Annotated in this window: 11 protein-coding genes and 1 pseudogene; 4 read left to right on the top strand and 8 right to left on the bottom strand. The window is 70.8% G+C overall.

Annotated elements, in window-relative coordinates; genetic code table 11:
- Nucleotides 1-41 precede the first annotated feature (41 nt).
- Nucleotides 42-929 (top strand): annotated as a pseudogene (locus AC0680_RS20020) (AraC family transcriptional regulator).
- Here AC0680_RS20020 and AC0680_RS20025 read toward each other — a convergent pair.
- The 3 genes from AC0680_RS20025 to AC0680_RS20035 form a co-directional block, all read right to left on the bottom strand.
- Nucleotides 872-2,170, bottom strand: coding sequence for an erythromycin esterase family protein (locus AC0680_RS20025; protein WP_478630411.1), 1,299 nt, complete (start codon nucleotides 2,168-2,170; stop codon nucleotides 872-874). The pseudogene AC0680_RS20020 and the gene AC0680_RS20025 sit on opposite strands and share 58 nt — an antisense overlap.
- A gap of 169 nt (nucleotides 2,171-2,339) precedes the next feature.
- Nucleotides 2,340-3,029 (bottom strand): M24 family metallopeptidase, encoded by a 690-nt coding sequence (locus tag AC0680_RS20030; RefSeq protein ID WP_478630414.1) that lies wholly within the window; start codon nucleotides 3,027-3,029, stop codon nucleotides 2,340-2,342.
- Between the two features lie 37 nt (nucleotides 3,030-3,066).
- A complete protein-coding gene (locus tag AC0680_RS20035) occupies nucleotides 3,067-3,843 on the bottom strand; it encodes a class I SAM-dependent methyltransferase (RefSeq protein ID WP_478630415.1) in 777 nt (258 codons plus the stop codon).
- A gap of 291 nt (nucleotides 3,844-4,134) precedes the next feature.
- On the opposite strand from AC0680_RS20035, the gene AC0680_RS20040 reads away from it, so the two are divergent.
- The gene (locus AC0680_RS20040) at nucleotides 4,135-4,842 is read left to right on the top strand and encodes a M24 family metallopeptidase (RefSeq protein WP_478630416.1); all 708 of its coding nucleotides are present in this window, start codon (nucleotides 4,135-4,137) and stop codon (nucleotides 4,840-4,842) included.
- A 32-nt stretch (nucleotides 4,843-4,874) separates the two neighbouring features.
- Here AC0680_RS20040 and AC0680_RS20045 read toward each other — a convergent pair whose 3' ends face one another.
- Together AC0680_RS20045 and AC0680_RS20050 are read right to left on the bottom strand one after the other, a co-directional pair.
- Nucleotides 4,875-7,679, bottom strand: a complete 2,805-nt coding sequence (locus AC0680_RS20045) for a molybdopterin-dependent oxidoreductase (protein WP_478630418.1) — start codon at nucleotides 7,677-7,679, stop codon at nucleotides 4,875-4,877.
- Complete coding sequence (locus tag AC0680_RS20050) at nucleotides 7,676-8,509, bottom strand: FAD binding domain-containing protein (protein ID WP_478630421.1); 834 nt, start codon at nucleotides 8,507-8,509, stop codon at nucleotides 7,676-7,678. The genes AC0680_RS20045 and AC0680_RS20050 overlap by 4 nt, the downstream gene beginning before the upstream one ends.
- A 228-nt stretch (nucleotides 8,510-8,737) precedes the next feature.
- Here AC0680_RS20050 and AC0680_RS20055 point away from each other — a divergent pair, with 228 nt between their 5' ends.
- The gene (locus tag AC0680_RS20055) at nucleotides 8,738-10,258 is read left to right on the top strand and encodes a PucR family transcriptional regulator (protein WP_478630423.1); all 1,521 of its coding nucleotides are present in this window, start codon (nucleotides 8,738-8,740) and stop codon (nucleotides 10,256-10,258) included.
- 12 nt (nucleotides 10,259-10,270) lie between these two features.
- Here AC0680_RS20055 and AC0680_RS20060 read toward each other — a convergent pair whose 3' ends face one another.
- Complete coding sequence (locus AC0680_RS20060; RefSeq protein ID WP_478630425.1) at nucleotides 10,271-10,666, bottom strand: TOBE domain-containing protein; 396 nt, start codon at nucleotides 10,664-10,666, stop codon at nucleotides 10,271-10,273.
- 179 nt (nucleotides 10,667-10,845) lie between these two features.
- Nucleotides 10,846-11,133: a putative quinol monooxygenase gene (locus tag AC0680_RS20065; RefSeq protein ID WP_478630427.1), complete on the bottom strand. Its 288-nt coding sequence runs from the start codon at nucleotides 11,131-11,133 to the stop codon at nucleotides 10,846-10,848.
- Nucleotides 11,134-11,232: 99 nt separating this feature from the next.
- Here AC0680_RS20065 and AC0680_RS20070 point away from each other — a divergent pair, with 99 nt between their 5' ends.
- Nucleotides 11,233-11,805, top strand: a complete 573-nt coding sequence (locus tag AC0680_RS20070; RefSeq protein WP_478630429.1) for a TetR/AcrR family transcriptional regulator — start codon at nucleotides 11,233-11,235, stop codon at nucleotides 11,803-11,805.
- A gap of 148 nt (nucleotides 11,806-11,953) precedes the next feature.
- Here AC0680_RS20070 and AC0680_RS20075 read toward each other — a convergent pair whose 3' ends face one another.
- On the bottom strand, nucleotides 11,954-12,742 hold the full coding sequence (locus AC0680_RS20075) for an ATP nucleotide 3'-pyrophosphokinase (RefSeq protein WP_478630432.1): 789 nt from the start codon (nucleotides 12,740-12,742) through the stop codon (nucleotides 11,954-11,956).
- Nucleotides 12,743-12,899: the final 157 nt, after the last annotated feature.

Raw genomic sequence — 12,899 nt, forward strand, 5'->3', positions numbered from 1 at the left:
GGACGAATGTTCCCTTCGGGCGGCTCACGTAGCATGGGGCGATGCGGACCTTCGTGCGCGGTGCAGCCAGGTGGGGCGTCGAGTCGCCACGGCGGCCCAGCCGGGTGGCCGGGGTCACCATGGCAGGGTTCAGTGTCCGTGACCTGGAAGCGCTCCGGATGGTCCCGCACCCGGCCGTGACGCTGCTGCTGGAGTTCGGTGACGGTTCGCCCGTCCTTGACTGTGCCGCCGGGCGGCAGCAGCGTGAAAGCTTCGTCGCCGGACCCGGGCTCGGGTCCGGAGGCGCGGTCCGGGCACGGGGACAGAACATCGAGTGCGTGCAGGTGCGCCTGTCCCCGGTGGTCGCACGCGCGATTCTGGGCGTCTCCCTCGCCGACATCGACGGCACCGTGGTGTCGCTGAGCGACCTGTGGGGCCGGGAGGCGTCACGGATCCGCGAGCAACTCGGCGAAGTCTCGCCCTGGCAGGATCGCTTCGCGTTGACGGACGCGCTGCTCGCCCGCCGGCACGAGGCGCGGCAGCCGGTGGACCCGGAGGTGGCCTGGGCCTGGCGCTGGATCGTCGCAAGCCATGGCCTGGTCCGCGTGGACGGACTCGCGGCCGAGGTCGGGTAGAGCCGTAAGCGGCTGTGGTCACGGTTCCGGTCGCAGCTCGGCCTGCCGCCCAAGCGCGCCGCGAAGCTGGTCCGCTTCGACCATGCCGCCCACCGTCTGGTCGCGGGCGAAGGCGCGGCCCGCGTCGCGGCCGAAACCGGCTATGTCGACCAGTCCCATCTGCACCGGGACGTCAGGGAATTCACCGGGGCAACCCCCTCGACCGTGGCCGGCGAGCTGCTTCTCGCCGTCGACGACATCGCATGGCCCCACCGGGGCTACTCGCCGAGGTCCGCCGTGAGCGTGGTGCGCGGCACGCTGACCACTGCGTCGTAGGCGTTCAGAGCCGCAACGGGCAGGAAGCCGTCGTCCATGCGGATGCGGGTGGGCTCCGGCAGGCCGTGGTGCCGGGCATGCGCGCGCAGGGCGCGGGTGTCCACCAGCGCGGGTGCCTCCGGCACTCCGGCGAACAGGGCCTCCACGCTGTCGGGTGTCGCCTCGGGGGCGTCGGCCGGACTCTGGCGCATCCCGGCAGGGTGTGCCGGATCGGGCGCGTTCCGCACGGTCCGGCCACTGCCGCCGGTCAGTGCCACGGACACATAGTCCGTTCCGAGTTCCTGGGCGAGGACGTGCCCCATGGGTGTACAAGGGAGCGGGCTGTCCTGGGGGTTGGCGGTGCGCTGGATGTGCGCGTTGTGTGCGGCGACCACGATGCGGGTGCCGGGTTCCGACTGGTCGAGCAGCTCCAGCAGGCTCTCGGCCATGTAACGGTCGCGGGCGGCGAGGTCGGCGGCGTCCGGTGCACCACCGAGCAGTTCGGACATCGCGCGCTGCATCTGGTCGGTGCGCCAGGCTGCCCAGACGTCCGAGAGGGCGCGTTCGTAGGCCTGCTGCCCGCTGCGCCGGAGGTAGATCTCGCGCATGACCGAAACACGGTTGAGCAGCCGGCCGAGCGTTGCCGAGAGCCGGTCCTGGGCCTCGGGGCCGAGGGCGAGGCGGGCGTGGGCGGAGACGAGACCCGAGCCGCCCGCGAGCGGCTCCGACAGCTCAAGGGCAGTACGGGCATAGCGCACCGCGCCGGGGTCGACTTCGGCCAGATACCTGGCGACCGGCTCCAGTGCGGGCGCCAGCGAGCCCCCGGCGGCCGGAATGTCGAGTCCGGCGAAGCGGACCGGGTGCGATGCCGTGGCGTTGTGGGCGCGCAGCCACCGCAAAGTGTCGCGCCCCTCGGCGGACTGGCCCGGGTAGCCGTCCGCGCGGGGCATGAGCAGCGCGTCGAGGTCGCCGTCACCACCCTGCACCCAGGCGTCGACAGCCCGACCGGAGGCGGCCCCGAACTCCACGGCGTAGACGGTGAATCCGCACTCCCGGACAAGGAAGCGCAGCATCCGTTCGCGCAGCAGCCCGAACTCCCGTACCTGGTGGGAGTTCTCCCCCAGAGCGACCACTCGTGCGTCGCCGACGAGACAGCGCAGGGTCTCCAGGTCGTCGAGCGGGTCATCGAGAGCGGGGGCGGCGAGACGGACGGCGTTGCGGGTCGTCCATTCAACGAGGGTGAGCGGATGACTAGAGCCCATGATCGCGACCCTAACAGTCGGCCGCAGCTCGATCCTCCCCGCATCACGTCCGAGGGCCGCGCACCGCACCGCGGCGCGGTCCTCGACATGGAAGGGCCTTCATCTCGGGGTGGAAGGGCCTTCACCTTGGGGTGGACTGGTCCTGACGCCCGGCTGACGGCAGCCGGCCTCACGCCAGGTCGAGGAGCTCCTTGTACGAGCCCCCGAAGCCCTGGTGTTCGTCGACCAAGTGGATCTCCAGGAACCAGTGGGACTGCCACCCGCCCTCGTCGATGCGGCGGAGGGGCAGGTCGCTGTCCGGACCGATGTACGAGCCGGCCCGGGCGTCATGGGCGTGCGCGGCCGGTGCCGCTCCGGCCAGGTGCCCGACATGCCATCCGGCCGGCGTCCAGCCCGCCTTGGCGGCCAGGGCCTGGACCTCGGCGTGCAGCTGCCGACCGGTCACGGCCCGGTCCGAGTGGAACGCCTCGCGGGCCGTGGCGAACACCTTCGGCAGGTCCTCGCCGAGCCGGCGCTTGTCCGGGTCCTCGCCTAGGACGATCGTACGGGCGAAGCCCGTCTCGTAGCCGGGGAGCACCGGTCCGAGATCGACGACCACGATGTCGTCCGTACCGATTTCCCGGTCCACCGGCGGCTCCTGCCCGTAGGGCGACACGGAGTTCGGGCCCGAACGGACGACCCGCCAGGGCCGGCACGCGACCGAACCGAACACCTCACGCGCCAGTTCCCCGATCCGGTCGCCCGCCTCGCGTTCCCGGCGACCTGGTGCGATCAGGCCGCGGGTGGTGACTTCGGCGAACAGGGTCTGAGCCATCCGCTGCGTCTCCACCAGCCCCAGGGCGCGCAGCCGTTCGTCCATCCGGTCGGGTACCGCCCTCGTGCTCTCCCTCTTCCTGTTACGGGGTCGCGCGCACGATGACGAGCGATCCTTCGTACGTCGGCCGCGTGCGCAGATGGCCGAACTCCTCGTCCCAGGCACCGCAGTCCAGGTCGTGGCGCAGGCTCTGGTCGAAGTGTTCGCGGACGCGGTCGTCGACGAAGCTCCAGGCCGAACACGCCTGCCGAGCGGCCGGGTCGAGCAGCATCTCGGGGCGCCCGTAGTACGCCTCGTTGAACCCGTCGGTGCAGTCCAGCGGGATGGGCACGGTCCGGACGGTGCTGGTGCCCCCGAGCGCGGCGGACAGTTCCTCGACGCTCGGGTAGCGGCGGGCCTCGGTGTCGAGGACTTCGGGTGCGTAGCGGTACAGCCAGAAGTCCCGGACCAGGGTGGGGTCGCAGGTCAGCATGACCACCGGGCCGCGGGTCACGCGCCGCATCTCGCGCAGGCCGGCCCGGACGTCGGACCACTGGTGGACGCTGAACAGCGTCATGGCCGCGTCGAACTCGCCGTCGGCGAAGGGCAGCTCCTCGGCGACGGCGTCGATGGCCCGGGCGAGCTGCGCCGGCCGCTGGGCGCGCATCGACTCCGAGGGCTCGACGGCCGTGACCGTACGCGCCGCGCTCTCGTACGAGCCGGCGCCGGCGCCGACGTTGAGGACGGTCCGGGCGTCGCCCAGGGCCTCGGCGATGAACCGGGCGATCCGTTCGTCCGGCCGGCGGTAGGAGGAGTACCCGGAGCCGAAGGTGCCGTAGTCGACGTCGCCGACGCTGCCGTCCTGGGTGCGTGTGGTCATGGGGCCTACCTCGCCTCGTGAGCAGGAACAGGGGAACGGATCCCCGCACGCCATCGGTTGTGCCGGTGGGAGCGCGGGGAATGGATGAGGGTGCTACGACCGGACTCCTCCGCGGCACGACACGATCTATCCTGCATATGCGGCTGGGGTTCGACAATCTCCTGGCAATTGCTTGGGTGTTTCCCCAAAGGACGCCGCATTTGTGAAGAGGATGTTGGAGGTAGCGACGATGTACATCCGCAGGTCGCCGAGCCGGACCGGGCCGTTCGCCCGCAATCGAGGGAGGGCCTCGTGACGGTAGGGACGACAGGCGTGCCGGAGGACCGGCGGGTCGAGGGGCTGGTAGCGGCCCAGCAGAAGGCCGTCGAGCTGTTCGCCGAGGCGGAGGCGCGCGGGCTGGTGCTGCCCGGCCGGGGCGAGCGCGAGGCCAGCGACCTGATCCGCGACCTGGCCAACGAGATGTTCGGCACCACCAAGCACTGGCACAAGCGGATCATCCGCTCCGGCCCCAACACCCTCCGGCCCTACCGGGACAACCCGCCGGACCGGACCATCGGCCCCGACGACATCGCCTTCGCCGACTTCGGCCCGATCTTCGAGGAGTACGAGGCGGACTTCGGCCGCACCTACGTCTTCGGCGACGACCCGCACAAGCACCGCCTGCTGAAGGACCTGCCACGCATCTTCGACGCCGGGCGCGCCTTCTTCGCCGCCGATCCCGCCATCACCGGCCGACAGTTGCACGCCGAGGTCGAGCGCCTCGCCACCGAGGCCGGCTGGACCATCGGCATCTGGCACGCCGGCCACCTCGTCGGCGAGTTCCCCCACGAGACCAATGACGGGGCCAAGTCCGAGTCCTACATCACCCCCGAGAACGGCAACCCGCTGCGCCGCACCGACCGCGCGGGGCGGACCTGCCACTGGATCCTCGAACTCCATCTGGTGGACCGGGAACGGGGCTTCGGCGGCTTCTACGAACAACTCCTCGACCTCGCCTGACTTCCGTTGATGGTCGGGAGCACCTTCCTGGTTCAGTCATCGAACGCCGGACCCTCGGCGGCCGAGGCACGAGCGTGGCGGTCGAGCGCGCGCCAGACACGGTCCCGGGTGAGGGGCATTTCCGTGAAGCGGAGGCCGGTGGCGTCGCGCAGGGCGTTGGCGAAGGCCGGGGCGACGGGGTTGAACGGGCTCTCGCTCATCGACTTGGCGCCGAGCGGTCCGATGGCGTCCGTGGTCTCCATGAAGTGGACCTCGGTGCGCGGGATGTCGGCGTACTGGGGGAGACGGTAGCGGCGGAACGCGGCGGTGGTGACCTCGCCGCGCTCGTCGATGCGGACGTTCTCGAAGAGGGTGGCGCCCAGTGCCTGGGCGACGCCGCCCTCGACCTGGCCCCGGCACTGCATCGGGTTCATGACCTTGCCCGCGTCCGCGGCGTGGACGCTGCGCAGGATGCGGATCTCCCCGGTGCCGGGGTCGACGGCTATGCGGAACCACTGGGCGTTGAAGGCGACCGAGCGCGGTGATCCGCCCCAGTGGCCGTCCGCGGCCAGCTCCTCCGCGGCGCCCTTCGTGTGGGCGGCCTCGACGAGCTCCTTCAGGGGCACGACCCGGCCTGCGCAGTCGAAGGCCTCGGCGCCCAGTTCGCACAGATGCCGGGCCACGCCCGTGTGCCGGGCCGCGAAGGTCTGCAGCCGCTCGGCCAGGGCGGTCGCCGCCAGGAGGACCGCCTTGCCCGCGACCACGGTGCCGGCCGAGCCGAAGGCGCCCGTGTCGTGGCGTACGACGTCGGTGTCGGACTGCCGGATCGCGATGCGGTCCTCCGTGGTGTTCAGGGCGCCGGCGGTGATCTGTTTGTGCACCGTGGTGGTGCCGTTGCCGAACTCCGCGGTGCCGACCGCGATGTCGTACGTGCCGTCGGAGAGGAGGGAGACCCGGGCGTCGGCGTAATGGCCGCCGGGTGGGCCCGTCGCGATCATCGCCATGCCCGTGCCCTGTCCGACCAGCCAGCCTTCCGGAGCCGGGTCGGCGCTGGTGTCCTCGGCGACGGCCCTGCGGACGACCGACAGGCACTGGTCGAGGCCGTAGGAGGCGATGTGGAGGTCCTCCTCCTCGCCGATCGGGCTGAGCAGGCGTTCGCCGGGGCCGATGATGTTCTTCTCGCGGAAGGCCAGGGGGTCCAGGTCCAGACGGCGGGCCAGTTCGTCCACCACCGACTCGACCGCGAAGGTGACCTGGCCGAGGCCGTAGCCGCGGAAGGCACCCGCCGGCACGCAGTTGGTGTAGACGGAGAAGGCGTCGACCTTCTTGTGCGGGGCCCGGTAGACGGCCATCGACTCGCCCACGCTGTGGAACATCACCGCCGGGCCGTGGTTGCCGTATGCGCCGGTGTTGGACACCACCCGGAAGTGGAAGGCGGTCAGGGTGCCGTCCTTGCGGGCGCCCATCTTGATGGTGATCGTGAACGGGTGGCGGGTGGTGGCCCCGTAGAACTGCTCGGCGCGGGTGTACTCCAGCTTCACCGGGCGGCGCAGTTTCAGGGCCGCCAGGGCCACGATGTCCTCGGTCAGCATCTCCTGCTTGCCGCCGAAGCCGCCGCCGACCCGGCCCGCGACCACGCGGACCTCGTCCTCGGGCAGGTCGTACAGCGCGCAGAGCGCACGCCGGGTCAGGAACGGGGTCTGGGTGGAGGAGCGGACCGTCAGGCGTTCGCCCGTGCCGTCCTCCTTGGGCTCGAAGTAGGCGACGCAGCCGTGGGTTTCGAGGCTGGCGTGCTGGACGCGCTGGGTGCGGAAGGTCTCCTCGTAGACGACGTCGGCCAGGCCGAAGCCCTCTTCGACGTCGCCGATCTCACCGTGTACCTCGCCCGCGACGTTGTTCTCGGCGCGGGCGATGCGGGCCTCGGGGCCCTTGTCGCCGTGCAGCGCCGGCGCGCCGGGCAGCATCGCGGTTTCGGGGTCGGTGACGTACGGGAGCTCCTCGTACGTGACCTCGATGCGCCGGCAGCCTTCCTCGGCGGCCTGCTCGCTGTCGGCCACGACGGCGGCGACGCGCTGGCCGACGTAGCGGACGGTGCGGTCGAGGACGCGTGTGTCGTCGGGGTCCTCCGTGGGGTGTTCGTGGCGGGCGGAGGAGTACAGGCGCTCGGGGGCGTCCTCGTGGGTGAGTACGGCGTGCACGCCCGGCACCCGCAGGGCCGCGGAGGCGTCGATGGCGGTGATCCGGGCGTGCGGGTGGGGGGAGCGCAGCAGCTTCATGTGCAGCATTCCCGGGACTTCGACGTCGAACGTGTAGCGGGCGGTGCCGGTGACGACCTGCGGGCCGGCCGGGGCGCCGAGGCTCTTCCCGACCGCCTTGCCGGCGCACGGCCGGTCGGTGTGCTTGACGCCGCGCACCGCGTCCTCGATCGCCCGATACCCCGTACAGCGGCAGATGTTGCCCTTGAAGGCCCGCGGAAGGTCGTCGAGTTTGCCGTCGTCGTGGTCGGTGCCCTGCTCGGCTTCGAGGGCCGCGGTGGTCATCAGGAAGCCGGCGGTGCAGAAGCCGCACTGGAATCCCTGGGCGTCGAGGAACTTCTGCTGGACGGGGTGGAGTTCCCCCTCCGGGGAGGCCAGGCCCTCGACGGTGGTGACGCTGCGGCCCTCGGCCCGTACCGCCGGATACAGACAGCTGTGCACGGGTTCGCCGTCCACGTGGACGGTGCAGGCCCCGCAGTCCCCGGCGTCGCAGCCCTTCTTCACCCCGAACCAGCCGCGCTCGCGCAGGTAGGTGCGCAGACACTGGCCGGCGCGCGGTTCGTCGGCGAAGGGTCGGTTGTTGACCTCGATGTGGAAGCTCATCGCCTGCCGTCCTGGGGGAGCTGGGTGAGTTCGCGCCGGATCTCCTCGGCGAGGCGGAATCCCATGTGCCGACGCCATTCGGGCAGCCCGTGGATGTCGTCGAACCAGTCGTCGTCGCCGACGGCCGCCTCGATCGCGTCCCGCAGCTCCGCCTCGCCCGGAGGCAGTGGGAACCAGAGACGGAAGGGCCGTACGGTCGCCGCGGTGAGGGCCACCGCCAGCGAGCCGTCCACGGGGTCGAGGGTGCCGATGACCAGCGCGCCGGAGCGGCCGAGGCCGTACAGCGACGCCTGACGGAAGGCCGTACGGCAGTCCAGCGCCCGGGCCGGCAGGGTGACGGAGCAGAGCAGCTCGCCCTCGCGGAGGTCCTTGCGGCCCGCGCCGGTGATGAAGTCGGCGACGTCGACGCGACGCAGCGCGCCGGTCTGCGACTGGAGCAGGCACTTGCCGTCGAGCGCGGCGGTCAGCGAGATCATCGGCCCGGCCGGCAGGCCGTTGCAGAGATTCCCGCCGACCGTCGCCATGTTCCAGATCTTGAAGGATGCCAGGAAGGCCCTGCAGCACTGCTCGAACAACGGCGCCGCCTGCGCACGGAGCCTCCGTCCGCAGCGGGAGAGCTGGGCGATCGTGCAGGTCGCCGCGATCTCCAGCGCCCCGTCCTCCCGGTACGTCACCGGGTCCCAGCCCATCCGGCTCAGATCCCGCAGGCGGCGCAGCTGCGGCTGCGGCTCGGAGAACAGATACGTCCCCCCGCCCAGCCATGCGTCACCCGGCCGCCAGGGCTCACGACGGCGTGCGTCGAGCACGTCCATCACGGTGTTCAGATCCATGTCTCCCCACGCCTTTCGGCCACTGATTCCCCCTCAGTGAAGCCAGGGCGGGGACGGAAAACGACTGGTTGCGCACACGGAAAACCTCCATCGTCGACACCTGTGAACTGGATGATCAACCAAGAGGATTTCAGTGGAAAATCCTTGGCATTTACGATGGGATAACTCGTAATCGCCTAGTGAATGTGAGATCTGGGGTCGTCCCACAGCCGCGCAAGGAGCCACCGTATGCACGTCGAAGACCTCCTCCAGCTCGACAGCCTCGACCTCGGTCTCGTCTGGGGCGATGAGCCACTTCTCGGCCAAGAGGTCAGCGGAGTCACCGCCACCGATCTGGAGGACCCGACCAGGTTTCTGCAGCCGGGCGAGATCGTGCTGAGCGGACTGGTGTGGTGGACGCCGGACGACGGTCGCGCCAAGACCGATCGCTTTGTCTCCGCGCTGCGGGCCGTCGGCGTCGCCGCCCTCCTCGCCGGCGAGGAAACGCACGGCACGGTGCCCGAGGACCTCGTCGACTCCTGCCGTGAACACCGGATCGCGCTGCTCGCCGTCCCCGCGCGGACCAGCTTCCGGGCCATCACCGAAGCGGTCTATCTCCGCCAGTGGGGAGACCTCAGCCGCCGCCCCGCACCCCACTACGCGCTGCCGGAGAACGTACGCATCGAACTCAGTCGGCTGCTCGAGCGCGGCGCGCCCCCGGTCGAACTGCTGGACCGGGCCTTCGCCCATCTCGGCACGCCGCCCTGCTACCTCCTCACCAGCAGCGGACGCACCGTCGCCCGCACCACGTCCGCTTCCCCCCTCCCCGCGCGACAGGCCGCGAAGAGCCTGCACGGCACCTCCGGCACCACGCTGCGCATCCAGGCCGACGGCACCCCCTACGACGCCTGGCACCTCCATCTACCGCAGGCGGTCGCGGCTCCGCCGCGGGTCCTGCACGAGATCGCCGAGATCATGGCTCATCTCCGCCACCAACTCGACCGCCGGCAGGCGACGCGGCGGCAGGCACACGAAGACCTCATAGCCCTGACCGGCACCGCCGCGCCGGACACCAACGCCGTGGACAATGCGCTGCGGGCCTGCGGCCTCACCGCCCAAGGGCCCTACCGGGCGGTCGTCGCCACCATGGAGACCGACGGGCACCCCCGGGCCGGCGACGCGCTCGTCGAGGCGCTGAACCACCTACCCTCCACAGGCTTCGCCGTCGGACCGGGCGCGGACGGCGAGGCGATCGCCGTCGTCGACGCCGCCTGCGACGACGACCTCCGGACCCGGCTGAGCGAGGCATGGCCGCTGCTCCACGCCTGCCGGCCGGACACCGCCCTGCACGCCGGCGTCAGCGCCCTCGCATCGACCCCGGCAGGGCTGGGAACGGCTCTCGCCGAGGCGCGCTACGCACTGGCCGCGGCCCGGACCACGGAACCGCGGACCGCCCAAGTGACGGCGGTCGAGGACCTGTCGACCCTGGAGTCGCTGCTGGCGGGTGACCCCGACCATGTGAGAGAGGCCTACAGCAGCAGGACCCTGGGCCCGCTGCTGCTCGGCTCACCGGCCTCGCACACCATGCTGCTGGAGACGCTCGAAGTCTTCCTCGCGCACAACTGTTCCTGGACCAGGACCGCCGAGGCCCTCCATCTGCACGTGAACACCGTCCACTACCGCATCCAGCGCATCGAAGCCCTCACCGGCCGCAATCTCTCCCGCCTCGACGACAAGCTCGACCTGCGCGCCGCGCTGCTCTGCCACTGAATCGTCCAGTGGTCAGTGGCGGTCGATGTGCACATTGGTCGACTTCACCCTGGCCGTGACGGTGACTCCGACCGCGATGCCGAGTTCCTCGACGGCCTCCCGGGTGACCAACGAGACCAGCCGATGCGGACCGGACTGCACTTCCACCTGTGCGGTCACGTCGTCGACGTGCACGGCGGTGACGATCCCGGCGAACGAGTTGCGCACGGAGGTGGACACCGCGTCCGGTACCGGATGCATCCCCGCGGCCCGCTCCTTGGCGAAGCCCGCCAGGCTCACCCCGTCGATCGCCCGGTTCCCCGAACCGTCCCGGTCCATGCGCAGCCGTCCGCCGTCAGCCCACCGACGGACGGTCTCCGAACTCACGCCCAGCAGCCCTGCTGCCTGCCCAATGCTGTACGACGGCACCCTCGCACTCTAGCCAAGGCCCGGCGTCTGCCCGCCGGGACATGGGCGTCCGTGGCGGTCCGCGGAAGGTCCGTCAACCGCGTCTCGTGGCGGCCCGGCGGCTCGGCGTCCTGTGACGCCAAACCCCCCGTCCCAACAGGGATTTGACTCTCAATGGGGAGCTGACCCCGCCCGGATCGTCAGCGCGACACGAGGAAGTGGACCTCACGGGGCCGGACCTCCAGGTCGCTCAAGCCGTCGGGCGTCGCGCCCATCTCGCGTCCCACCTCGGCCGCCGCCCGGAACGCCTCCTCGGACTCGAACGTGCCGGTGGTGACGACGGCCTCGCCGTCCGGCGTGACCCAGACTCCGACGGACAGAAAGCCCGGCTGCCGCCGCGACGCCTCGGCGACCTTGTGGCACTCGCCGACGAACTCCTCGACGTGCTCGGCGGCCGGGTAGTGGAAGGCAACGAAACCGAATGACATGGCGTGTCCCCTCTCGGGTTATACGATGCCGTACAAGGTGAGGGTAGACCTGTTATACGTAGCCGTACAACAGGTGGGACTGGGTGAGGTGGGCCACGCATGGGCGCATTGCGCACACCGCGCGAGAAGTGGGTCGAGGAAGGGCTTCGGGTGCTGGCCGCAGGCGGAGTGGACGCGGTGCGGGTCGAGGCGCTCGCCAAGGCGCTGGGGGTGACCAAGGGCGGCTTCTACGGTTACTTCGCCGACCGCGACGCGCTGCTGACCGAGATGCTGGACGCCTGGGAGCGCGAGAGCGTGGACGACGTGGTGGACCGGATCGAGCGGGAGGGCGGCGACGCACGGGACAAGGTCCGCCTGGCCGGACAGCTCACCTTCTCCAGCGACCGCCTGCTCCCCATCGACCTGGCCATCCGCGAGTGGGCCCGCCGCGACCACGCGGTCGCCGACCGCCTGCGCCGCGTGGACAACAAGCGTATGCAGCTGGCCCGCGACGCGATCGGCACCTTCTGCGCCGACCCCGAGGAGGTCGAGGCCCGCGCCCTGCTCGCCTTCTGCACGGCCATCGGCAGCCACTTCCTCGCCGCCGACCACCCCGGCCGCACCCGCGCCCCGGTCATCGCTCGCGCCGCCGACATCATCCTCGACGTCCAGCAGGGCAACCCTGGCGGGTGATCCCTTCCCGGCCCCTGGCAACCGCCGAACTCGCCGGGGTGCTCAAGAAGCACCAGTCACGTGGAGGCGGCCCCACTCGCAGTCACGTGGAGACGGCCCCGCTTGTGCGAGGCCGTCCTGCTTCGAGGTCCCGTGTCGGGCGAGTGGATCAGTGGCGGGTGGCGGTGGCGGGTACGCGCGGAGCGGTCAGGCGGTCGGCGCCGGGCGGGACGGGAACCATTGCGAAGATCGCGTCCTGCTGTTCCTGGAGTTCCTTGGCGCGCTCGGGGGTGGTGGTGGGCAGTCGCTGCTCCTCGTACAGCTTGTGCGTCTCCTCCTGTGCCCACTTGCTCGTCGGCGTGTGGAACTGGATCTCGAACGGATGACCGGAACGCGGTGCGCGCCAGCCGGTGTTGAGCCCCTTGTAGCCCTTCGCGCCGGTCCAGCGGTTCGTCCACTTGGAGCTGTCGTTGCCCCAGGCCGCGAGGGTGTGCGAGGCGATGGTGACGCCGACGCTGTAGCGGTGGTCGGGCCACTGCAGGGTGTAGCGCACCGAGTCGCTGATCCTCGCCAGGGCCTCGCCGACGTTCTGGCCCGGGTTCTCCTTCATCGAGGTGGCGACCTTGCGCTTGAGCGAATCCGGGGACTTCAGGCGGCGGTCGAAGCCGATGACCTCGGCGTCGCTGAGTGCCGCGGCCGCCCGCACCTGCGGGCTGATGGACCGTTCCGCCTTCTTGGCCTGCTCCAGATAGGCGTCCACGCGCGCGTTGTCCGCCGGGCTCAGCGACAGCCCGCCCTCACCCTGCCAACCTCCGTCCTCGGTGGTCGACCGGGCGCTGGGGTGGGCCGTGTTGTCCTGTGCTGACGTGGCCTGCGCCCCGTTGGCCAGGCCCAGTCCCACAATGGCGCTCAGGGCCAGCGCGGTGACGACCCGGGACACCTTGGCTGTGATCCTCATCGTCTGCGGCGTTCCTTCCTAGACACGGCACTCATACGACTGCCACGTGATCCGGAAGGGATCCTGGCTTTTCCGGGGCGGAGTTATGCCTCACCCGACACAAAGTGTCCTGATTGCGCCGTTTTTCACCCCGGCTGGTGGAGGAGCTTCGCCCGGC

The organism is Streptomyces sp. NPDC043738 (assembly GCF_056436545.1).

What these genes read in the sequence shown, in the direction of transcription:
- AC0680_RS20045 (WP_478630418.1), bottom strand. Translation starts at nt 7,679, where the DNA reads ATGAGCTTCCACATCGAGGTCAACAACCGACCCTTCGCCGACGAACCG.
- AC0680_RS20035 (WP_478630415.1), bottom strand. Translation starts at nt 3,843, where the DNA reads ATGACCACACGCACCCAGGACGGCAGCGTCGGCGACGTCGACTACGGC.
- AC0680_RS20070 (WP_478630429.1), top strand. Translation starts at nt 11,233, where the DNA reads ATGGGCGCATTGCGCACACCGCGCGAGAAGTGGGTCGAGGAAGGGCTT.
- AC0680_RS20065 (WP_478630427.1), bottom strand. Translation starts at nt 11,133, where the DNA reads ATGTCATTCGGTTTCGTTGCCTTCCACTACCCGGCCGCCGAGCACGTC.
- AC0680_RS20050 (WP_478630421.1), bottom strand. Translation starts at nt 8,509, where the DNA reads ATGGATCTGAACACCGTGATGGACGTGCTCGACGCACGCCGTCGTGAG.
- AC0680_RS20055 (WP_478630423.1), top strand. Translation starts at nt 8,738, where the DNA reads ATGCACGTCGAAGACCTCCTCCAGCTCGACAGCCTCGACCTCGGTCTC.
- AC0680_RS20025 (WP_478630411.1), bottom strand. Translation starts at nt 2,170, where the DNA reads ATGGGCTCTAGTCATCCGCTCACCCTCGTTGAATGGACGACCCGCAAC.
- AC0680_RS20030 (WP_478630414.1), bottom strand. Translation starts at nt 3,029, where the DNA reads ATGGACGAACGGCTGCGCGCCCTGGGGCTGGTGGAGACGCAGCGGATG.
- AC0680_RS20075 (WP_478630432.1), bottom strand. Translation starts at nt 12,742, where the DNA reads ATGAGGATCACAGCCAAGGTGTCCCGGGTCGTCACCGCGCTGGCCCTG.